Below are 21,823 nucleotides of genomic sequence, written 5' to 3' on the forward strand. Positions count from 1 at the left end.
CGAAGCGGAAGGAGGCCCGCGTGCAACCCAGGAGACACTAATAATGAGTCAAGCGATCGAAGTCAAAGTGCCGGACATCGGCGATTTCAAGGACATCCCCGTGATCGAGGTGCTGGTCAAGGTGGGTGATACGGTCGAACCCGAGCAGTCGCTCGTCACGCTCGAATCCGACAAGGCGACGATGGACGTGCCGAGTTCGGCGGCGGGCACCGTGAAGGAGGTGAAGGTCAAGGTCGGCGACAACGTGTCGGAAGGCACGCTCATCGTCGTACTGGAAGGCGGCGCATCCGCCGCCGCGCCTGCCGCAAAGCAGGAAGCGGCTGCACCGGCGCCGGCAGCGACTCCCGCTGCTGCCCCCGCCGCGAGCGGCGGCGGTTCCATCGAAGTGAAGGTGCCGGACATCGGCGACTTCACGGACATTCCGATCATCGAGATCGGCGTGAAGGTCGGCGACCAGGTCGAGAAGGAGCAGTCGCTCGTCACGCTCGAATCCGACAAGGCGACGATGGATGTGCCGAGTCCCGCATCGGGCACGGTGAAGGAACTGAAGGTCAAGATCGGCGACACGGTTTCCGAAGGCTCGCTGATCCTCGTGCTGGAAGGCGCCGGTGCAGCAGCAGCGCCCGCGGCGGCGCCCGCGCCTCAGAAGCAGGTCGAAGTGCCCGCCGATGCGCCCGCGAAGCCCGTTCCCGCGAAAGAGCCGCCGTCCGCGCTCGCGCAGGCGCCCGTGATTCCCGCCGGCGACGGCACGCGCACGTCGAGCCACGCGTCGCCGTCCGTGCGCAAGTTCGCCCGCGAACTGGGCGTCGACGTGTCTCGCGTGCGTGGCAGCGGTCCGAAGGGCCGCATCACGCAAGGCGACATCACCGCGTTCGTCAAGGGCGTGATGTCGGGTCAGGGCGCGGCGCCCGCAGCGGCTGCGCCGGCTGGCGGTGGCGGCGGCGAACTGGGTCTGCTGCCGTGGCCGAAGATCGACTTCACGAAGTTCGGCCCGGTCGATCCGAAGCCGCTGTCGCGCATCAAGAAGATCTCGGGGGCGAACCTGCATCGCAACTGGGTGATGATTCCGCACGTCACGAACAACGACGAAGCCGACATCACCGAGCTCGAAGAACTGCGCGTCAAGCTGAACAAGGAACACGAAAAGGCGGGCGTGAAGTTCACGATGCTCGCGTTCGTCATCAAGGCCGTGGTCTCGGCGCTCAAGAAGTTTCCGGACTTCAACGCGAGCCTGGACGGCGACAACCTCGTGTTCAAGAAGTATTACCACATCGGTTTCGCGGCCGATACGCCGAACGGCCTCGTCGTTCCGGTGATCCGCGACGCGGACAAGAAGGGCCTCGTCGATATCGCCAAGGAAATGGCGGAGCTGTCGAAGCTCGCGCGCGACGGCAAGCTCAAGCCCGATCAGATGCAGGGCGGCTGCTTCTCGATCTCGTCGCTGGGCGGCATCGGCGGAACGCACTTCACGCCGATCATCAACGCGCCCGAAGTCGCGATTCTCGGCCTGTCGCGCGGTCAGATGAAGCCGGTGTGGGACGGCAAGCAGTTCGTGCCGCGCCTTACGCTGCCCATGTCGCTGTCGTACGACCATCGCGTCATCGACGGTGCGGCCGCTGCGCGCTTCAACGCTTATCTGTCGGCGATTCTGGGCGATTTCCGTCGCGTCATTCTCTGATCTTCTGATCCGGCCGACGGCGGAACCTCGGGGCGTGGCCCTGAGGTTCCATCCGCACATCTCTTAGGGGACAACATGAGTCTCGTCGAACTAAAAGTACCCGACATCGGCGACTTCTCCGATGTCGATGTCATCGAAGTCAATATCAAACCCGGCGACAGCATCGAAAAGGAACAGGGCGTCATCACGCTCGAAACCGACAAGGCCACGATGGAAGTGCCCGCCGATTTCGCGGGCACCGTCAAGGAAGTGAAGGTCAAGCAGGGCGACAAGGTCTCGCAGGGCTCGGTCATCGCGATGGTCGAAACCGAAGGCGCGTCGGCGGCTCCGTCGCCTGCTGCAGCGCCGGCGGCCGCGAAGCCCGCCGCGGCCGGCGGCGGCGTGCAGGACGTGAAGGTGCCGGACATCGGCGACTTCAAGGACATTCCGGTCATCGAAGTGCACGTGAAGCCGGGCGATACGGTCGAGAAGGAGCAGTCGCTCATCACGCTCGAATCCGATAAAGCCACGATGGACGTGCCTTCACCCGCTGCGGGCACCGTGAAGGAAGTGAAGCTGAAGGTCGGTGACACCGTGTCGGAAGGCACGCTGGTCCTGACGCTCGAAGGCGGCGGCGCGGCGTCGGCGTCTGCGCCCGCGCCCGCGCCTCAGCAGGCTGCTCCGGCAGCCGCTGCAGCCGCTCCGGCCCCCGCGCCGCAAGCGGGCAGTTACTCCGGCGCCGCCGATGTCGAGTGCGACATGCTCGTGATCGGCGCCGGCCCCGGCGGTTATTCGGCGGCGTTCCGGTCCGCCGATCTCGGCATGAAGACGGTGCTCGTCGAGCGTTATTCGACGCTGGGCGGCGTGTGCCTGAACGTCGGCTGCATTCCGTCGAAGGCGCTGCTGCACACCGCGCTCGTCATCGACGAAGCGGCGGAGCTCGCGGCGCACGGCATCAGCTTTGGCGAGCCGAAGGTCGATCTGGACAAACTGCGCGGCTTCAAGGAAGGCGTGGTCAAGAAGCTGACCGGCGGTCTCGCGGGCATGGCGAAGGCGCGCAAGGTGCAGGTCGTCACGGGCGTGGGTAACTTCGTCGATCCGTATCACATGGAAGTGCAGGGCGCGGACGGCAAGAAGGTCGTGAAGTTCAAGCAGGCGATCATCGCGGCCGGCTCGCAAGCCGTGAAGCTGCCGTTCTTCCCGGACGATCCGCGTGTCGTCGATTCGACGGGCGCGCTCGAACTGCGTCAGCTTCCGAAGCGCATGCTCGTGGTGGGCGGCGGCATCATCGGCCTGGAAATGGCGACGGTGTATTCGACGCTCGGCGCGGACATCGACGTCGTCGAAATGCTCGACGGCCTCATGCTCGGCGCGGATCGCGACCTCGTGAAGGTTTGGGAGAAGTTCAATTCCAAACGCTTCACGAACGTGATGCTGAAGACCAAGACGACCAAGGCGGAAGCGCGCGAAGACGGCATCTACGTGACCTTCGAAGGCGAGAAGGCGCCGAGCGAACCGCAGCGCTACGACCTCGTGCTGCTCGCGGTCGGCCGCAGCCCGAACGGCGGCAAGATCGGCGCGGACAAGGCCGGCGTGGCGGTGACGGATCGCGGCTTCATCAACGTCGACAAGCAGATGCGCACCAACGTGCCGCATATCTTCGCGATCGGCGATCTCGTCGGCCAGCCGATGCTCGCGCACAAGGCGGTGCACGAGGGCCACGTCGCGGCGGAAGTGGCGCACGGCGAGAAGGCGTATTTCGACGCGATGCAGATTCCGTCGGTGGCTTACACCGATCCGGAAGTGGCGTGGGCCGGCAAGACGGAAGACCAGTGCAAGGCCGAAGGCATCAAGTTCGGCAAAGCGGTGTTCCCGTGGGCCGCGTCGGGCCGCGCGATCGCGAATGGCCGCGACGAGGGCTTCACCAAGCTCATCTTCGATGAGGAGACGCACCGTGTGATCGGCGGCGGCATCGTCGGTCTGAATGCGGGCGACCTGATCAGCGAAGTGTGCCTTGCGATCGAGATGGGCGCGGATGCAACCGACATCGGCAAGACGATCCACCCGCATCCGACGCTCGGCGAATCGGTCGGCATGGCCGCCGAGTTGTACGAAGGCGTGTGCACGGACTTGCCGCCGCAACGCAAGAAGTAAGCTTCCGCACTTCGAGAAGTGCAAAGGCGCGTTCCTTCACCGGAGCGCGCCTTTTTCGTTTAGGAACGGCAGACGACAAAAAGCCCGGCGCGGTGGCCGGGCTCTTCGTCATGCGTGCTGCATTGAACCGGGCAGAGCCCGGCGGCAAACTTACGCAACCGACTTCTTGGCGGCGCGGGTAGCTTGCTCGGTCGCTTGCGTAGCGGCCTTCGTCGCAGCCGTAGCGGCAGCGTTGAAGTTGCTTTCGGCGATCTCGACAGCTTGCTTCGTTGCCTTGTGAACCGTTTCGTACGTCGTGTTGGCAGCGGTGATAGCCGACTTCATCACGGCGACAGCGGTTTCCGAACCGGCCGGTGCGTTCTTCGCGACGTTGTCGACGAGCGTTTGCACCTTGCGGTTCTGCTCTTCGTACTGCGCTTCCGCGACGCGGGCGAATTCGGCTTGCGTGGCCGACGCGATTTCATACAGGTGACGGCCATACGACAGCACCTTTTCCGCGACCGGCTGGGTCAGGCTGGCTTGCAGCGCGAGCAGTTCCTGCGCGTCCTTCACCGACAGAGCGCGCTGCGCGTTTTCCTGGCTTTCGGCCAGCGTGGACTTCACGACTTGCAGGTTCAGTTCGACCAGCTTCTCGACGCCTTCGAACGCCTTGTTCGTCAGACCGAACAGCGTGTCGAAGTTAGCTTTTTGTGCAGCGGCGATTTGCTCGGGGGTCAACAGCGTCATCTCAGGCTCCTGATGGCCGACCCATCAAATGCGGGTCGTGGTTTGGATAGATCCGGCGCGATGAACCTGGCCGGCTAGGTGCAACCGCGATTGGTGCGTCGCAACATGAGACCCATTTTAGAGATATTCCGATAGATGTCAAGCACTTTTTGTGCGCTGCACAATGACTCGAAAAGGTATGTTAAACAAAGGCTTACTTGATCGACGGACGCTCGAGACGGACACCCGTGGAAACCCTGTGCACGTCAGACGGGTATGAGCTTCAAGACGTCGCGACGCGCGTTCTTGCAGTGGATGAGAGCACGTCTGGATGAAGTTTTGATGTCGCCCGACGTCAGACGCCTGCGAGTTTTTCGCGATGCAAAATGAGACGATTCTGGAGAATGTCTTAATTTTAAGATGTTGCCGTACACCAAATTGTTGAAGAAACGTTAACATTTCGATGGTCCGATTTTGTGGCGCGGACCCACGCGCAACTCGGCCTGCCTTGCTGTCGATTTCGCATTCTGCGTTTGTCCCATCGCTCTGCACGTTTTGACTAAAGTCGTGGAAAGTTTTGCCGATAGCACGTTTGACGTCATGTAGAAAAGCGCGCTTTGGGCAGCACAGGCTCCGCCGGGACGATCGTTTTTCCGATCGAGGCGCGCTGTTGATCGGCAATACGCAATCAAGGCTTACAACTCAGTTTAACGAGTGCCGATAAGTGCTTAATATTGCTTAAATTTCGTTGCTTCACTACACTTGGCGGTACCCTCCAGCCGCCCAACAGAACACTAATGAAAACCGAAATGTTTTCGTCGTTGAAGGTGGTGCATGGCGTGGCAGTGCGCTCGGCATTGTCCATCGCTGTCTCCATCGCAGTAGCGACGTCCTTCGCAGCGGCTCCGGCTGAAGCCTTTGCAAAGACCGCCACCGCAACCAGGACCGCAAAGAAATCCACCGCCCACGCTGAAAAGCCTGCGCGCGTGGCCAAAACCGCGCTCAAGGCACCGAAGCCGGCGAAGGCCGCCAAGGTCGCTGCCACGGATGACGACGAGGATGCGCCCCGCGCATCGCGCAAGCGTCGGGTGTCTTACCGCATGGAACCGCATGCGCGCCGCGGTGCGGTGCACGCCGTCGCGTTCCAGCCGCGTGCCACATCGGTCGGACAGGCGTTCGGCCTGCATGACACGCCCGACAGCCTTGCGCTGCGCTCGAGCGTTGCTTATGTGGTCGACCAGAACACGTCCGAGACGCTCTTCGACAAGAACTCGCGCGCCGTCGTGCCGATCGCGTCGATCACGAAACTCATGACGGCGATGGTCGTGCTCGACTCGCACATGCCGCTCACCGACGAGATCAGCGTCACCGACGAAGACCGCGACTACGAGAAGTTCACCGGCTCGCGCCTTGCAGTCGGTTCGGTGCTGAATCGCGAGGACATGCTGCATATCGCGTTGATGGCCTCCGAGAATCGCGCGGCGGCGGCACTCTCGCGCTATTACCCGGGCGGCCGTCCGGCGTTCATCGCCGCGATGAACGCGAAAGCGAAGTCGCTCGGCATGGCCGACACGCACTTCGAGAACTCGACGGGCCTGACGAGCCAGAACGTATCGAGCGCGCGCGACCTCGTGAAGATGGTGAACGCGGCGTATCAATATCCGCTGATCCGCAAGTTCTCGACCGACCGCAGCTACGATGTCTTCACCGGCAAGCGCAATATCGCCTACAACAGCACGAACGCGCTGATCCGCAATGCATCGTGGGATATCGGCTTGCAGAAGACGGGCTTCATCAACGAAGCGGGCGAATGTCTCGTGATGCAGGCGAACGTGAACGGCCGCCCGGTCGTGATCGTGCTGCTCGACTCCTACGGCAAGTACTCGCGCTTCGCGGATGCGAGCCGCCTGCGCTCGTTTCTCGATACGCTCGGCGAGCCGCACATCATGAGTGCCGATATGGGCAGCGGCGCGAATCCTTGAGCGTCCGCGTTCCGCTGCTTCAAAAGCAAACGGGATTCGTCGAAAGACGAATCCCGTTTTTTCATGCGGCGCGGATCAGCGGTGCGCGTGTTGCACGTCGGCGGCCGCCTGTTCGGGGTGATATCCCAGCGATTGCGAGATTTCGAGCGCCGTGTGGCTCAGTTGCTTGAGCCAGGCATCTTGCAGACGATCGGCGGGCGCGGAAAGCGAAAGTCCGGCGACGAGCCGCCCGGTGTCGTCGTAGATGCCGGCGGCGATGCAGCGCACGCCGAGTTCGAGTTCCTCGTTGTCGCGCGCGCAGGCCTGCTGACGCACCAGCGACAGTTCGCGCTCGAGCTTCGAGAGATCGGTGATGCTGTTCTGCGTGTGCCCCGAGAGACCGGTGCGCATCGCGTAGGCGCGCACGCGTGCGGCTTCGTCGGCGGCAAGGAACAGTTTCCCGACCGAAGTCAGATGCAAAGGCGCACGGCCGCCGATCGCCCGCACGACCTGCATGCCAGAGCGCTCCGAATAAGCGCGCTCGATGTAGACGATCTCGTCGCCTTGTCGTACGGATAGATTGACGGTCTGGCCGGTTTGCCGATGCAGTTCGCGCATCGGCGGCATCGCGGCCTCGCGCACCGAGAGACGCGCCTTCACGAGATTGCCGAGTTCCAGCAGCCGCATGCCGAGCCGGTAGGTGCCGGGATCGGAACGGTCCACGAGGCGGCACAGCACCATGTCGTTGAGGATGCGATGCGCCGTGGACGGATGCAGACTCGTGCTCTGGGAGAGCTCTTTGAGGCTGACGGGGTCGGTGTGATCGGCGAGGGCGTCGAGAAGACGCATCATGCGCTCGATCACCTGAATGGAAGTCTTGGAGTCCGGGTTCGTATCGCTCATCGTGAAAAATCGGTTGATGCGTCAAACAGCGGAATGGCGATTGTATCTCATAATGTGAAAAAAGCGAACGCCGTTCTGAAACGATGATTCCGGCAATGACGCGCGCGTATAGCGCGACCCGACGGGCGAGGCTTTCGCGGATAATCGGCGATGCGTTCATATCACTTCTACAAAACAGGAAACGCCCCCATGCGAGTCGGACTTTTCGTCACGTGTCTCATCGACATGATGCGCCCTGAAATCGGCTTTTCAGTCATCAAGCTGATCGAGCGGGCGGGTTTCGAAGTCGTCGTGCCGCCGTCGCAGACGTGCTGCGGCCAGCCCGCGTATAACTCGGGCGATCGTCCGCTCGCCCGCGATCTCGCCGAAAAAACGCTGCGCGAGTTCGAGCAGTTCGACTATGTGGTCGTTCCGTCGGGTTCCTGCGGCGGCATGATCCGCGCGCACTACGGCGATCTCTTTCGTGACGATCCGCAACTGATGAGCCGCTTCGGGCGCCTGCAGCCGCGTGTGTTCGAACTGACCGATTTTCTGGTGAATGTCGCAAAGGCGCGCATGGAGCCCGGCGCATTCGACGGCATGGTGACCTATCACGATTCGTGCTCGGGTTTGCGCGAACTCGGCGTGAAGTCGCAGCCGCGTGAGCTGCTCGCACAGGCGGGCGTACCGGTCACGGAGATGGCGGGCTGCGAACACTGCTGCGGCTTCGGCGGCACGTTCGCGGTGAAGTACGGCGACATTTCGACGGCGATCGTCGATGAGAAGTGCGCGAACATCAAGGCGAGCGGCGCGGACACGGTCGTGCTCGGCGACCTCGGCTGCATGCTGAACATCGAAGGGCGCCTGCGCCGCACAGGCGATACGTCGACGCGCGTGCTGCACATCGCGCAGGTGCTCGCCGGCGACGCGCAAGGCCGCGCGTGAGCGCATCCTGAAAAGAGAGACTGCCCATGCAAGTCCAGACGATGCATTTCAAGGCGCGCGCAGGCAGCAAGCTTGCCGACGAGCGCCTTCAACAAAACCTCACGAAGCTCTCGACGAAGTTCGTCAGCGCGCGCGCGAGCGCGGTGCGCGACATCGACTTCGAGGCGACTCGTGCCGCGCTGAAAGAGCGGCGCGATCGGGCGCTCGACAATCTCGACGTATGGCTCGAAACCTTCGAGCGCGAAGCGACGCGGCGCGGCGCCACGGTGCTCTACGCCGAATCGACGCAGGACGCAGCCAGGCTCGTCGCCGATATCGCCCGCAAGCATGACGTGAAGAAGGTCATCAAGACCAAGTCGATGGTATCCGAAGAGATGCAGTTGAATCGCGTGCTCGGCGAGATGGGCGTGCAGTCCATCGAGACCGACCTCGGCGAATACATCCTGCAGATCAACGATAACGAGCCGCCTAGCCACATCATCGCGCCGGTCGTCCATAAGGATAAGGAGCAGATTGCCGATCTCTTCGCAAAAACGCATAACAAGCCGCGCCTGACCGACATCCCCGACATGACGCGCGAGGCGCGTGAAGTGCTGCGCCCGCATTTCATGTCGGCGGACATGGGGGTGACGGGCGGCAACTTTCTGATCGCGGAGACGGGGTCGGTGGCGGTCGTCACGAACGAGGGCAACGAGGGCATGTGCACGGTGATGCCGCGCGTGCATGTCGCGGTGACGGGCATCGAGAAGGTGCTCCCGACACTCGAGGATCTCGCGACCGCCATGCGCCTCCTGCCGCGCTCGGCGACCGGGCAGACGATCTCGAACTACTTTTCGCTGCTGACCGGACCGCGCGCGCCGGACGAGTCGGACGGCCCGGAGCACATGTACTTCGTGCTCGTCGATGGCGGGCGTACCGGGCTCATCGGCGGAGAGTTCCAGGAAATGCTGCGCTGTATCCGCTGCGGCGCGTGCATGAATCATTGCCCGGTCTATCAGAAGATCGGTGGGCATGCGTACGGTTGGGTCTATCCGGGACCGATGGGCTCCGTGTTGACGCCGGCGTACGTCGGCATTGAGAAGGCGCTCGATCTGCCACAAGCCGCGACGCTCTGCGGCGAATGCAACAGCGTGTGCCCGGTCGGCATTCCGCTGTCGGATTTGCTGCGCAAGCTGCGGGAAAAGCAGATGGAGCGCGGACTGCGCCCCTGGAGCGAGCGCGCCGCGCTCGCAGCCTGGGGCTATCTCGTGAAACGGCCGGCGGCGTATGCGCTTTTCACCAAGCTCGTCGTGCGTGTGCTCGAACGCATGGGTGGCGAAAGGAAAGCGATTTCGCGCTTGCCGTTCGGCAAGGGATGGACCGGCACGCGCGATATGCCCGCGCCGGTCGGTCGAACTTTTCGGGAGTTATACAAGGCGCAACACTCGCATCTCGGATAGAACAAAGCCACGGCAGATCGTCCGATCTGCCGTGGCCCGTTTTCGATGAAGGCGTTCCGCGCCTTAACCGCCGTAGCGTCCAAGAAAGCCGCGTGAATTGCCGCCGTCGCGAGTGCCGCCATTCGCGGATGGCGGCGGGGCGCGGTTCGGCCCCGGAGGTCGACCGCCCACTGCGTTGGGCACCGGCGCGCCGCCGACTGCCTGCGGAGGGGGAGCGGCCGGCGGACGACCGCCGCCTGCCTGTGGCGGCGGGCCGTTCGGATGTCCGCCACCCGCTTGCGGCGGCGGCCCGCCCGGACCATGATCGCGCCGGTGTGAGCCGCCGCCATGCCAGCCACCTGGGGGCGGACGGCGCCAGCCCGGACCGTCATCCCAGTAGCGGCTGCGCCCCGGACCGTAATACGCCGGACCAGAGTAATACCCGCCACCGACGACAACGCCCGGCTGAACGACCGGCGGACCGCCGTAATAGCCATAGCCCGGATCGTCATAGACACCAGGATAGCCGCCGCCATAGGACGGCGCGTCCGGATAGACCGCGCAACCGCCAAGCAAGGCAGCGGACGACGCGAGGAGAACACCTACAACCGCGGATTTCATGATCTTGATAGAACCTGTAGCACCATTACTGTATGAGACAGCATCGCCAAGCGGATGTCCCCAATAACTTTGTAAGGCTTTATGACGGCCAAGTGTCATAAGGACGGGTAGCGGAAGCGGCGCGCCGGATAGGGACTTGTTGTCGCGAACGCAACAATCCTTTGCTTTTCAACGGCTTTTTAAGATCGGGACGATTCCGTACCATTCGAATTGTCCGGCAGTGGGTCCCGGATCCTTGTTACCCACTGCGACACTTCGACCCAAAGGCAGTCCCATGAAAAAGACAATATCGACCTACTGGCCCGTCGCCATCGTGCTTCCGATCGCACTGGCTTTTTGCTTGCACGCCGGCGAAGGCGGCAGCACGTCCACGCGCCATCAGGAAACCAGCGTGGCAGGCGTGAGCGCCGAGCTTGCTCGCGCGATCTCACTCGGCTTAGTCGAGGACGATGACGCGACGCCCGCAGTGACTTCCGTACAAAAGACGCTCTAGATCGCCGGGTTTTTACGCAGACGAAAAATGGCGCCCCGCGAAGTGAACTGCACCCCGCGAAGTTGGACGGTTAAAGTCTAGCGGGTAGCCAAGGCCTGAGTTCTGTATTGCACGGGACTCAGGCCTTTTAGTTTGAGTTTGATGCGTTCGTGGTTGTAGTAGTGGATGTAGCGATTCAGCGCGTCGCGCAAGCGGTCCACACTGGTGAACCGGTCTAGTCTAAAGCACTCGGACTTGAGTGTGCCGAAGAAGCTCTCCATGGCGGCGTTGTCCAGACAGTTGGCCTTGCTCGACATGCTTTGCGGCAATTGGCGTTGCTTGAGTAGCCGGCTAAATGCCGGCATCCGGTATTGCCAACCCTGATCTGAATGCAGCAGTGGTCGCTCGTTGCCTCGAAGTCGGGTCAATGCCTTTTTCAGCATGCCGCTGACCAACTCGAAGCTGGGTCGCGAGTCCATCTGATACGCCACGATCTCGCCGTTATACAGATCCATCACGGGCGATAGATAAAGCCTCTGCGCGCCGACTTTGAATTCGGTCACATCGGTCACCCACTTCTGGTTGGGGCCGTCAGCTTTGAATTGTCTTTGCAACAGATTGGGTGCAGCACGACCCACTTCGCCCCGCCAGGAACGGTATTTCTTCGGGCGCACCAGTGACTTCAACTGGAGTTGCCCCATCAGCCGCTGCACCGTCTTGTGGTTGACGAGTTCTCCGGCCTGCCGGATTGCAGCCGTGATGCGACGGTAGCCGTAGCGACCCTTGTGGTGCTCATACAAGGTTCGGATCTTCTCCTTCAGACCAGCGTGCCGCTCGCCCCTGTCCAGCGCCTTCAACTGATAGTAGAACGTGCTGCGGACCAGACCCGCGGCCTTCAGAAGGGCTGCCAGAGGATGGTGCTCCCGGAGGTCCTGCACTATTTGCGCTTTTTCCTTTGCGCTGCCCGCGCTTTCTCCTTGAGCAGCGCATCGAGCTTTTTTAGGTACGCCACCTCCGCGCGCAGGTATTCGTTCTCCTTGAGCAGTTCTTCGCGCGTGCGCGCCTCTGGCGTTTTGCCTTCGGCAGGCTTGTCGGGCTGGGTAGCTTTCATCTTTGGGCAACGCCCCCGCGGACGGGGCGCCAAGGCATCTATACCGCCCTCATGATACAGGCGCTCCCACGTCGCGACGCCACGCGGGTTACGCAGATCGAACAGCGCCGTCACCTGGGTGTACGACAACTCGTCCTGCCACATCCGTTCCAGCACCGACAACTTGAACTGCGCATCGTAATGGCTGTATTTCTTGCGCAGCCCCGCAACCCCATGCACACGATAGCTTGCCACCCAGCGGCGAACCATCGAGAAGCCCACTCCGTAACGCGCCCCCAATGCCCTGTAGCCGCTTTCGCCGGCAAGATATTCCTCGACAACCCGTCTTCTGAATCGCTCGCTGTACTTCGCCATGAAAAACACCCCCAAAGGTTGGATCGGTATCCAACTTTTGGGGTGCAGTTCAGAAGGGCGCCATTTTTTATTTTGATGCTGCCTGGGCCGCTTTTACTTCAGCACAGCTGCGACGGCGTTCGCGACAGCATCGATGTTGCGCGTGTTCAGCGCGGCCACGCAGATACGGCCGGTGCTCACGGCGTAGATGCCGAATTCTTCACGCAGACGATCGACTTGCGCCGCTGTCAATCCCGAGTACGAGAACATGCCGCGCTGCTTGTTGACGAACGAGAAGTCGCGATCGACGCCGCTCGCCTTCAGGCGCTCGACGAGACCGTTACGCATCGCGCGAATGCGATCGCGCATTTCGCCCAGTTCCTGCTCCCAAGTGGCGCGCAGTTCCGGCGACGCCAGCACGGCCGCGACGATCGAGCCGCCGTGCGTCGGCGGATTCGAGTAGTTGGTGCGGATCACGCGCTTGAGTTGCGACAGCACACGGGTCGATTCCTCCTTGCCCGTCGTGATGATCGACAGCGCGCCGACGCGCTCGCCGTACAGCGAAAACGACTTCGAGAACGACGACGATACGAAGACGTTCAGATCGGCGGCTGCGAAGAGACGCACGGCGGCCGAGTCCGCATCGATGTTTTCCGCGAAGCCCTGATAGGCCATGTCGAGGAACGGCACGAGATTCTTCGCCTTCACCACTTCCACGATCTGCTTCCACTGGTCGTCCGACAGATCGACGCCCGTCGGGTTGTGGCAGCACGCGTGCAGCACGACGACGGTGCCCGGCGCGTAGCTGTTGAGCGCCGCGAGCATGCCGTCGAAGTTCACGCCGTGCGTGGCGGCTTCGTAGTAAGGGTAGTTGACGACCTCGAAACCTGCGCTCTCGAACAGCGCGCGGTGGTTTTCCCAGCTCGGATCGCTGATTGCGACGATCGCGTTGGGATTCACGCGTTTCAGGAAGTCCGCGCCGATCTTGAGCGCGCCGGTGCCGCCGAGCGCCTGCGCCGTCACGACGCGGCCCGCGGCGATCAGCGGCGAGTCATCGCCGAGCAGCAGTTTTTGCACGGCGGCGTCATACGCCGCGATGCCGTCGATCGGCAGATATCCGCGGGGCAGCGCGGCATCGACGCGTGCTTTCTCGGCTTCGCGCACGGCGCGCAAGAGCGGAATCTTGCCTTCCTCGTTCGTGTATACGCCGACGCCCAGATTGACTTTGGTCGTGCGCGTATCGGCGTTGAAGGCTTCGTTGAGGCCCAGGATCGGGTCGCGGGGAGCGAGTTCGACGGCAGAGAAAAGAGACATGATCTATCGGCAGTGAGGGAAGGACGTGCGGCAGGATGCAAACGGACGATGCGTGCGCCCCCGGTAACATCGCAAGAGGCGCAGAGCGCGGCGAAATACGGCTCGGGGCCGCTGCGCCCAGTCGCACATTGTAGCGAATCCAGCGAGGCTTTTTGGGCGATTATGGTGCGAATGCGCGTGCTTTTCGCCCTTTTTTGCACCGGAAGCCGTGCGAATGTCAATTAAAAGGGCGCGAATGGGCGCGCTTGAGATTGGTGATCGTTGCCCAATCTGTTGACGATCAGCCTTCCGAATCCCGGTCACGTCATGGCGAGCGCGCGTATTGCGTACGACGCTAAAATGCTTGTTTGCGCAGGCGTTGACTCTCTCGATCTCTCATGTCCGACACTCTCATCGCATCACCCGAAGAACTGGACGAATCGAAGTTCGTCACGTTCAAAGATTCGCCGTTTCAGCTCTATCAGCCGTATCCGCCCGCAGGCGATCAGCCGACTGCCATTACGACGCTCGTCGAAGGCGTCGAGGACGGCCTTTCGTTTCAGACGCTGCTCGGCGTGACCGGCTCCGGCAAGACCTTCACGATGGCGAACGTGATCGCGCGCCTTGGCCGACCGGCGATCGTCTTCGCGCCGAACAAGACGCTCGCGGCGCAACTCTATGCGGAATTCCGCGAGTTCTTTCCGCGCAATGCCGTCGAGTACTTCGTCTCGTACTACGACTATTACCAGCCCGAAGCGTACGTGCCGCAGCGCGATCTTTTCATCGAGAAGGATTCGTCGATCAACGAGCACATCGAGCAGATGCGGCTTTCGGCCACGAAGAGCCTGCTCGAGCGGCGCGACGTGGTGATCGTCGCGACCGTGTCGGCGATTTACGGTATCGGCAATCCGTCCGAATACCACAAGATGATTCTCACGCTGCGCACCGGCGACAAACTCGGCCAGCGTGACGTCATCGCGCGTCTGATCGCGATGCAGTACACCCGCAACGAAGCCGATTTCCAGCGCGGCTCGTTCCGCGTGCGCGGCGACACCATCGATATCTTCCCGGCGGAGCACGCCGAAATGGCGGTACGCGTCGAGCTTTTCGACGATGAAATCGAATCGATGATGCTCTTCGATCCGCTCACCGGCCGCGTGCGCAACAAGATTCCGCGCTTCACGGTCTATCCTTCGTCGCACTACGTGACGCCGCGCGACACGGTCATGCGCGCGATCGAAACCATCAAGCTCGAACTGCGCGAGCGGCTCGAGTTTTTCCACGGCGACGGCAAGCTCGTCGAAGCGCAGCGGCTGGAGCAGCGCACGCGCTTCGACCTGGAAATGCTCCAGGAACTCGGCTTCTGCAAGGGCATCGAGAATTACTCGCGGCACTTTTCGGGCGCGGCGCCGGGCGAGCCGCCGCCGACGCTCGTCGACTATCTGCCGCCCGATGCGCTGATGCTGCTCGACGAATCGCACGTCTTGATCGGCCAGTTGAACGGCATGTACAACGGCGACCGCGCGCGCAAGGAAAATCTCGTCGACTACGGCTTTCGCATGCCGTCCGCGCTCGATAACCGGCCGCTCAAGTTCAACGAGTTCGAGCGCAAGATGCGTCAGGCGATCTTCGTCTCCGCGACGCCCGCCGACTACGAAAAGCAGAAGGCGGGGCAGGTGGCCGAGCAACTCGTGCGGCCGACCGGTCTCGTCGATCCGGAGATCGAGGTGCGTCCGGCGCGCTCGCAGGTCGACGACGTGCTTTCCGAGATCAATGCCCGCGTCGCCGTGCATGAGCGCGTGCTCGTCACCGTGCTCACGAAGCGCATGGCCGAGCAACTGACCGAATTTCTCGCCGATCACGGCGTGAAGGTGCGCTATCTGCATAGCGATATCGACACCGTCGAGCGCGTGGAGATCATCCGCGACCTGCGGCTCGGCACGTTCGATGTGCTCGTCGGCATCAACCTGCTGCGCGAGGGTCTCGATATTCCCGAAGTGTCGCTCGTCGCGATTCTCGACGCCGACAAGGAAGGCTTCCTGCGCGCCGAGCGCTCGCTGATCCAGACGATCGGCCGGGCGGCGCGTAACGTGAACGGCAAGGCGATTCTCTACGCCGACAACATGACCGATTCGATGACGCGCGCCATCGGCGAAACCGAGCGGCGGCGCGCGAAGCAGATCGCGCACAACGAGAAGATGGGCATCACGCCGCGCGGTGTCGAGAAGCGCATCAAGGACATCATCGATGGCGTCTATAACGCCGACGATGCCCGCGCCGAGCTCAAGGAAGCGCAGGCGCGCGCGAAGTTCGAGGACATGTCCGAGAAGCAGATCGCGAAGGAAATCAAGCGCCTCGAAAAGCAGATGATGGATCACGCCAAGAACCTCGAATTCGAAAAGGCGGCGCAGACCCGCGACCAATTGGCGCTTCTTCGACAGCGCGTGTTCGGCGCGAACGTCGGCGATCACGTGAGCGGCATCGGCGGAAAGTAGGCGATATGTAAGTGGTTTGCGCGGTGAAACGCGAAAAGACGCGGCGGATCGGAAGATTCGCCGCGTTTTTTTACGTGCGCGGAAATCGCGATTTCGCGAAAAGCCTTACTGCGTCTAGGTCTGTAAGTTTGCTCAAATTGTTGAGCGTGTCGAACGATGCTAAACTGACGAACATTGAGAATGGTTCGTATTAACGTTCACAGTGTTGTGCTAACGCGCGACTGCGGCACTGCGATGCGGGCGGTCAATCGGCACGCATTGCCCGGCCGGCGCGTCGCTTTCAGCCGTGGCGTGAAGGTTCGGTATCTCTGTGGCACGGCTCGCGTGGCACGCGCGCCAATCGATAACAACAAGGAGTTTTTTGATGGGTTCAACGTTGATGCGCGGCCTCGTCGCCGCCGCAGGTCTCACGGCGATGATGGCAGCATCGGCTGCCGAATATCCGATCGGCAAGCAGCACATCGAGGGCGGCATGGAAACGGGGGCCGTGTATCTCCAGCCGATCACGATGGCGCCGGAAGGCATGATGCGCAAGGCATCGGATTCGGACATCCACCTCGAGGCGGACATTCACGCGGTCAAGAACAACCCGACCGGTTTCGCCGAAGGCGACTGGATGCCGTATCTGAACGTGACGTATGAACTCACGAAGGTCGGCACGACGCAGACCCTCAAGGGCGACCTGATGCCGATGGTCGCGAGCGACGGCCCGCATTACGGCGACAACGTGAAGCTCTTCGGCCCGGGCAAGTATCACCTCAAGCTGCACATCTCGCCGCCTTCGCAGGACGGTCACATGGCGTTCGGCCGTCACACCGACAAGGAAACGGGCGTCGGTCCGTGGTTCAAGCCGTTTACGATCGAATACGACTTCCCGTTCGCGGGCATCGGCAAGAAGGGCGGTTACTGATCGTCGCAGGCGCCCGGCATCCCGGTCCGGGCGCACTCATCTTCAGGAAGTACGCATGAAACTGAAAATTCAGGTGGCCGCGCTCGCGATGTCCGTGTTCGCCTCCGGGATCGCATTCGCCGCCGACCTGCCGACGTTCAAGCTCGAAATGAACGACGGCAAGCTCAACCCGGCGCGTATCGAGGTGCCGGCGGGGCAGCGCATCAAGATCGAAGTGCACAACATCGGCAAGGGCGCAGCCGAGTTCGAAAGCGTGCAGTTGCGCAAGGAAAAAGTGCTCGCGCCGGGCGCCGATTCGTTCGTCGTGATCGCGCCGCTGGACCCGGGCGAATACAAGTTCTTCGACGACTTTCATCAGACCGCGCAGGGCGTGATCGTCGCGAAGTAACCGCCGTGCCGGCACGAGACGTGATGTCGCGCGCGGCCGATCGAATTGGAATTGCTGGAGGTTTGGAATGGGGCAGGTACTTTTCATCGTGTGGCGGGAGAGCGTCGAGGCGTTGCTCGTCGTCGGCATTCTCTACGCGTGGCTGAAGAACGGCGACCATCAGGCGCGCCGTGGCCTGCCTTATCTCTGGGCCGGCGTCATCATCGGTCTGCTCGCGGCCGTGGCGCTGGGCGCGGCGCTGATCGGCTTCACGGAAGTGCTGTCGGGCAATGCGCAGGATTATTTCCAGACCGCGATGGTGCTGGTCGCGTGCGTGCTGATCGTGCAGATGGTTCTGTGGATGAAGCGCCACGGCCGCACGCTCAAGCGCGACATGGAATCGTCGCTGCAAAAGAGCACGCAGGACGGGCACTGGTGGGGCATCGCGCTGCTCGTCGCACTCGCGATCGCGCGTGAGGGGAGCGAAACCGCCGTGTTCCTCTACGGCGTCGGGTTCGGCCAGTCGGGGCACGTCGACGTGTCGCAGTATGTCGCCATCATCATCGGCTTCGGCCTCGCGCTGCTGACCTTCTATGTGCTGCAGCTCGGCGGCAAGATCTTCTCGTGGCGCTCGTTCTTCCGCGTCACCGAAATCATGCTGCTGTTCCTCGCTGCGGGCCTCTTCGAGACGGGCGTCGACAAGCTGATCGACATGGAAGTGCTGCCGGTCATCGTCAATCAGGTGTGGAACACGTCGTGGCTGCTCGACGATTCGAGTACCTTCGGTTCGCTCGTCGCGACGCTCACCGGTTATCGCGCGCATCCGGCAGGCATGAACCTCGTTGCGTATGCCGTGTACTGGATCGTCATCTATCTCCTCATGCGCCATTCGAACAGCCAGATGGCGCAGAAACAAAAGGCGGCGAGCCGTCCAGCATGAGCTCTGTAATGCCTAGACCGGGCCGCCTGCAACAAGTCGGCCACTGGATGCAACGTCACGGCAGTGCGATCCGCATGATCCAGTGGGTCGTCGTGGCCGTATATGCATTTCTGATCGTCGTGCCCGCCGTGATGCCGCTACCCGACGGCTCCGCGCATCTCTGGAGCAATCTCACGCTCGCCGCGCAGTTCGTGTTCTGGGGCATTTGGTGGCCGTTCGTGCTGCTTTCGATGGTGATGCTCGGCCGCGTCTGGTGCGGCGTGCTGTGTCCCGAGGGCGCGCTGTCCGAGTTCGCGAGCAAGTTCGGCCGCGGCTGGGCAATTCCGCGCTGGATGCGCTGGGGCGGCTGGCCGTTCGTCGCGTTCGGGTTGACGACCATCTACGGCCAGATGGTCAGCGTCTATCAGTATCCGAAAGCGGTGCTGCTCGTGCTTGGCGGCTCGACCGTGGGCGCGATGATCATCGGCGTGCTGTATGGCCGCGAGAAGCGCGTGTGGTGCAAGTATCTGTGCCCGGTGAACGGCGTGTTCTCGCTGCTCGCGCGGCTCGCGCCGTTCCACTACAAGGTCAGCGAAGACGCGTGGCGCCGCTCGTACAAAGAGGGCGAGCACGGGCATCGCGTCATTCCGATCAACTGCGCACCGCTCGTCCCGCTGCGCAACATGAAGGGCGCGGCCGACTGCCACATGTGCGGACGATGCAGCGGCCATCGCGATGCAATCGCTCTCACGTGGCGCTCGCCGTCGGAAGAAATCGTGAAGCTCGGCGACAAGGCCGCGAATCCGTGGGACACCGCGCTGATTCTGTATGGCCTGCTCGGTATCGCGATCGGCGCGTTCCACTGGACGGTGAGCACGTGGTTCGTCGACCTGACGCAATATCTCGCCGCGTGGCTGATCGATCGCAACATTCTCTGGCCGCTCGATACAACCGCGCCGTGGTTCCTGTTCACGCACTACCCTGAGCAGAACGACGTCTTCTCGTGGCTCGACGGGACGATGGTCATCGGCTATATCGTCGCAACGGGGATCGTGTACGGCACGGCGTTGCTCGCGCTCCTCGCGATGAGCACGCGCATGCTCGGCAAGATGAACGCGACGCGCCTGCACCATCTGACGCTCGCGCTGATCCCGATTGCGGGTGTCGGCGTGTTTCTCGGCCTTTCCGCGACGACGGTGTCGCTCTTGCGTGCCGAGCATTTGCCGTTGTGGTGGGTGCCGGGGCTGCGCCTCGGTTTGCTCGGCGCGGCGAATCTCTGGAGCGCGTGGCTCGCGTGGCGCGTGACGAACCGCTACACGTCGACGCTTGGTTCCCGCGTCCTTGCGATGGTATGGTTTGTCTCGGCGCTGGCCGTCGCGGACAGCGCGTGGTACCTGATGTTCTGGGGCTTCACCCGATAAACCGTCCACGCCGTCACGTGCGGCAACGAGAGCGAGAAGTGAGAACCAAACCCGTACTGACCGACGAAGACGTCAAGACCATGGCCGCCGCCGCCGAGGCGCATGCCAGGGAGCACAACTGGAACGTGACGATTGCGATCGTCGACGATGGCGGACATCTGCTGCATCTGCATCGTCTCGACGGGGCGGGCGCGAGCACCGCCGAGATGGCGACGGGCAAGGCGCGCACCGCCGTGCTCGGCCGCCGTGAGACCAAGGTCTACGAAGACACCATCAAGCAGGGCCGCACGGCATTTCTCAGCGCGCCCATGACCGCGATGCTCGAAGGCGGCGTGCCGATCTTCGTGGGCGCGGATATCGTCGGAGCAGTGGGCGTGTCGGGCGTGAAGTCGGATCAGGATGCACAGATCGCGAAGGCGGGCATCGCGGCGCTGGGCATCGAGAACGTCTGATCGGCGGCAGCGCGCTTCCTTCCATCAGTCGCGGCAAACGAAAACGGCACGCCTTCCGTGGAAGCGCGTGCCGTTTGCTCGATCATCATTTGCGTGGCATGCCTGAGAGGCATATCGCACAAGCGCGGGAACCAAAAAAAGCGGCTTCGCTTGCTATCGACGACTGGCTGGTGTTTGCACGAAGGGGTCTAAATTCTCGCGTGCAAGTCGTCCTCGCTGGCTAAGGCCAAACACCTCTTGGCGAGGTGGTCCCCACAATACCCGGTAGTAACGCTGTTCTTGCCTGACTGCCGCCTTACTTCGTCAGGATCAGTTTGCCCAGACGTGTCGCGCGCAACTGATAGGTCTCCCCGTTATGCACGATGCTCACATGGCTGCGTCCCTGCAGCAGCGCGTCGCTCCTGAGCGAGCGTTCGCCATTGCTGTCCGCTGCGTGGGCAACGTGAACCGTAGTCACGGTGGTCGCTTTAGGGCGGGTGATCGCGGCGTCGCGGACAGCCGGGCGGCGCAGCCTGAGCGTGGAGGATCGCGGCGTGTCAGTCATGTCGGAATGTGCGTTCGTTGATTCGATGGCCTATAGTAAATGATAACTATTCCTATTTGCAAACAGACTTTCCGATTGAAGCGCAAAACTCGATAGGCAATCTCGATGCAGCAGCGACACAGTCGCTGCCGCGTCGGAGAAACGCTCAATGCAGCGGGCGTTCGTCTTTGCGCGCGTGCACGAACTGGCGAATCAGCCGCACGGTATCGATATCCGATTCGCGATAAGCCGACTTCACAATCTCCTGCGTCTGACGCTCGTCGGGCGTCGCGTTCTCGTTCTCGGGCAGCGTCGTGCTGTAGGTGAAGCGCAGGAATAGCTGAAGCGCGTCAGGCTGCTCGATGGCCATTGTGAGCGAGCCGCCGACGTACTCCGCAGTCGGCAGGATGTCATAGCGCACGCTCGAACCGGGCGTGAGCGTCACCCGATCGCGCACGGTGGCCTGGCCGTAGTGCAGCTCGCGCTCCATCGTGTCGCCATCGCGCGAGAGGATGTCGCAGCTATCCAGCCCCAGCACGAACAACTGCGGCTGCTCCGCACGCAGGACGAGCCCTTCCCAAAGCTGTTCGGGCGTGAGCGACTCGACGAGCGGGTTGAGCGGATCGTTGATCTGGATAAGGTGTTCGAAATTCAAGACGACGGTTTCCTTGGACGTTCGTGGTGCCTGCGACGCATCACTGCGGCGTGAGCCCGGAGTCGATGCGAATCGCGCCGGACAGGACCTTGTGCATCGGGCACGCATTGGCAATTTGCAAGAGCCGTTCCCGCTGTTCATCGGACAACGCGCCCTTAAGCGCGATGCGGCGATCGATGTTCGTGCCTTCCGCGGTGCTTTTCATCGACAACTCGACGTGGACGGCTTCCAGCGGCCATTCCTTGCGCTTCGCGTACATCTTCAGCGTGATGGACGTGCACGCGCCGAGGCTCGCGAGCAGCAGTGAAGCTGGTTCCGGGCCAGTGTCGCCGCCGCCGATGCTGGCCGGCTCGTCGGCGATCCACGCGTGTGTGCCATCCGCGAGGCGGACTTGATAGTCGATATTGCCGATGTCGGCGGTCACGGAAGGTCCGGCCATGCGTTGCTCCTCGTTGTAATAGGGGACTGCAAGAATGACGAAAACGGTGCGGCAAGAACGGTCATTGTGACGCAATGTGTCCGTTCATGC

The 21,823-nt window shown here is 62.3% G+C and carries 19 protein-coding genes; 12 read left to right on the top strand and 7 right to left on the bottom strand.

Features of this window, described 5'->3' with window-relative positions; all coding sequences use genetic code 11:
• Positions 1–43: 43 nt before the first annotated feature.
• Both aceF and lpdA read left to right on the top strand, forming a co-directional pair.
• Positions 44–1,678 carry a dihydrolipoyllysine-residue acetyltransferase gene (gene aceF / locus NCS58_RS05650; protein ID WP_250538083.1) on the top strand — a complete coding sequence of 545 codons (1,635 nt, stop codon included), beginning with the start codon at positions 44–46 and terminating at the stop codon, positions 1,676–1,678.
• 75 nt (positions 1,679–1,753) lie between these two features.
• Entirely contained in the window at positions 1,754–3,811 is a 2,058-nt protein-coding gene (lpdA, locus tag NCS58_RS05655; protein WP_250538084.1) for a dihydrolipoyl dehydrogenase, read from the top strand.
• A gap of 150 nt (positions 3,812–3,961) precedes the next feature.
• Here the strand turns inward: lpdA and NCS58_RS05660 are convergent, their stop codons facing one another.
• Positions 3,962–4,537 carry a phasin family protein gene (locus tag NCS58_RS05660; RefSeq protein ID WP_061121751.1) on the bottom strand — a complete coding sequence of 192 codons (576 nt, stop codon included), beginning with the start codon at positions 4,535–4,537 and terminating at the stop codon, positions 3,962–3,964.
• Positions 4,538–5,313: 776 nt separating this feature from the next.
• Here NCS58_RS05660 and pbpG point away from each other — a divergent pair.
• Positions 5,314–6,498: a D-alanyl-D-alanine endopeptidase gene (gene pbpG, locus NCS58_RS05665; protein WP_250538086.1), complete on the top strand. Its 1,185-nt coding sequence runs from the start codon at positions 5,314–5,316 to the stop codon at positions 6,496–6,498.
• 75 nt (positions 6,499–6,573) lie between these two features.
• Here the strand turns inward: pbpG and NCS58_RS05670 are convergent, their stop codons facing one another.
• The gene (locus tag NCS58_RS05670) at positions 6,574–7,380 is read right to left on the bottom strand and encodes an IclR family transcriptional regulator (RefSeq protein ID WP_061121749.1); all 807 of its coding nucleotides are present in this window, start codon (positions 7,378–7,380) and stop codon (positions 6,574–6,576) included.
• Between the two features lie 189 nt (positions 7,381–7,569).
• Between NCS58_RS05670 and NCS58_RS05675 the strand changes: the two genes are divergently transcribed.
• From NCS58_RS05675 to NCS58_RS05685, 3 genes are all read left to right on the top strand, one after another.
• Positions 7,570–8,304 (top strand): (Fe-S)-binding protein, encoded by a 735-nt coding sequence (locus tag NCS58_RS05675; protein ID WP_061121748.1) that lies wholly within the window; start codon positions 7,570–7,572, stop codon positions 8,302–8,304.
• A 26-nt stretch (positions 8,305–8,330) separates the two neighbouring features.
• The gene (locus NCS58_RS05680; RefSeq protein ID WP_250538087.1) at positions 8,331–9,743 is read left to right on the top strand and encodes a lactate utilization protein B; all 1,413 of its coding nucleotides are present in this window, start codon (positions 8,331–8,333) and stop codon (positions 9,741–9,743) included.
• An 874-nt stretch (positions 9,744–10,617) separates the two neighbouring features.
• Complete coding sequence (locus tag NCS58_RS05685; protein ID WP_250538089.1) at positions 10,618–10,836, top strand: hypothetical protein; 219 nt, start codon at positions 10,618–10,620, stop codon at positions 10,834–10,836.
• A 77-nt stretch (positions 10,837–10,913) separates the two neighbouring features.
• On the opposite strand, the gene NCS58_RS05690 is transcribed toward NCS58_RS05685, so the two are convergent.
• Together NCS58_RS05690 and NCS58_RS05695 are read right to left on the bottom strand one after the other, a co-directional pair.
• Positions 10,914–12,280, bottom strand: a protein-coding gene (locus NCS58_RS05690; RefSeq protein WP_250538090.1) for an IS3 family transposase whose coding sequence is annotated in 2 segments (ribosomal slippage) — positions 10,914–11,818 and positions 11,818–12,280 — 1,368 coding nt in all. Because the reading frame shifts where the segments join, the coding sequence is not laid out codon by codon here.
• Positions 12,281–12,373: 93 nt separating this feature from the next.
• Positions 12,374–13,573: an amino acid aminotransferase gene (locus tag NCS58_RS05695; protein ID WP_061120146.1), complete on the bottom strand. Its 1,200-nt coding sequence runs from the start codon at positions 13,571–13,573 to the stop codon at positions 12,374–12,376.
• A 377-nt stretch (positions 13,574–13,950) separates the two neighbouring features.
• Here NCS58_RS05695 and uvrB point away from each other — a divergent pair, with 377 nt between their 5' ends.
• The 6 genes from uvrB (at position 13,951) to NCS58_RS05725 (ending at position 20,116) form a co-directional block, all read left to right on the top strand.
• Positions 13,951–16,047, top strand: a complete 2,097-nt coding sequence (gene uvrB / locus NCS58_RS05700) for an excinuclease ABC subunit UvrB (protein ID WP_250538091.1) — start codon at positions 13,951–13,953, stop codon at positions 16,045–16,047.
• A gap of 364 nt (positions 16,048–16,411) precedes the next feature.
• Positions 16,412–16,957, top strand: a complete 546-nt coding sequence (locus tag NCS58_RS05705; protein WP_061120144.1) for an iron transporter — start codon at positions 16,412–16,414, stop codon at positions 16,955–16,957.
• A 55-nt stretch (positions 16,958–17,012) separates the two neighbouring features.
• Positions 17,013–17,345, top strand: a complete 333-nt coding sequence (locus tag NCS58_RS05710) for a cupredoxin domain-containing protein (RefSeq protein ID WP_061120143.1) — start codon at positions 17,013–17,015, stop codon at positions 17,343–17,345.
• Between the two features lie 67 nt (positions 17,346–17,412).
• A complete protein-coding gene (locus tag NCS58_RS05715) occupies positions 17,413–18,264 on the top strand; it encodes an FTR1 family protein (protein ID WP_061120142.1) in 852 nt (283 codons plus the stop codon).
• A complete protein-coding gene (locus NCS58_RS05720) occupies positions 18,261–19,664 on the top strand; it encodes a 4Fe-4S binding protein (RefSeq protein ID WP_250538092.1) in 1,404 nt (467 codons plus the stop codon). Before NCS58_RS05715 ends, NCS58_RS05720 begins: the two co-directional genes overlap by 4 nt.
• 38 nt (positions 19,665–19,702) lie before the next feature.
• A complete protein-coding gene (locus tag NCS58_RS05725; RefSeq protein WP_061120140.1) occupies positions 19,703–20,116 on the top strand; it encodes a heme-binding protein in 414 nt (137 codons plus the stop codon).
• A gap of 295 nt (positions 20,117–20,411) precedes the next feature.
• Here the strand turns inward: NCS58_RS05725 and hemP are convergent, their stop codons facing one another.
• From hemP to NCS58_RS05740, 3 genes are all read right to left on the bottom strand, one after another.
• On the bottom strand, positions 20,412–20,660 hold the full coding sequence (hemP, locus tag NCS58_RS05730; protein ID WP_250538093.1) for a hemin uptake protein HemP: 249 nt from the start codon (positions 20,658–20,660) through the stop codon (positions 20,412–20,414).
• A 145-nt stretch (positions 20,661–20,805) separates the two neighbouring features.
• The gene (locus NCS58_RS05735; RefSeq protein ID WP_250538094.1) at positions 20,806–21,294 is read right to left on the bottom strand and encodes an SRPBCC family protein; all 489 of its coding nucleotides are present in this window, start codon (positions 21,292–21,294) and stop codon (positions 20,806–20,808) included.
• 40 nt (positions 21,295–21,334) lie between these two features.
• The gene (locus NCS58_RS05740) at positions 21,335–21,733 is read right to left on the bottom strand and encodes an OsmC family protein (RefSeq protein WP_250538095.1); all 399 of its coding nucleotides are present in this window, start codon (positions 21,731–21,733) and stop codon (positions 21,335–21,337) included.
• Positions 21,734–21,823 lie beyond the last annotated feature (90 nt).

Source organism: Caballeronia sp. INML3B, from assembly GCF_023631305.1.
Classification (GTDB): domain Bacteria; phylum Pseudomonadota; class Gammaproteobacteria; order Burkholderiales; family Burkholderiaceae; genus Caballeronia; species Caballeronia turbans.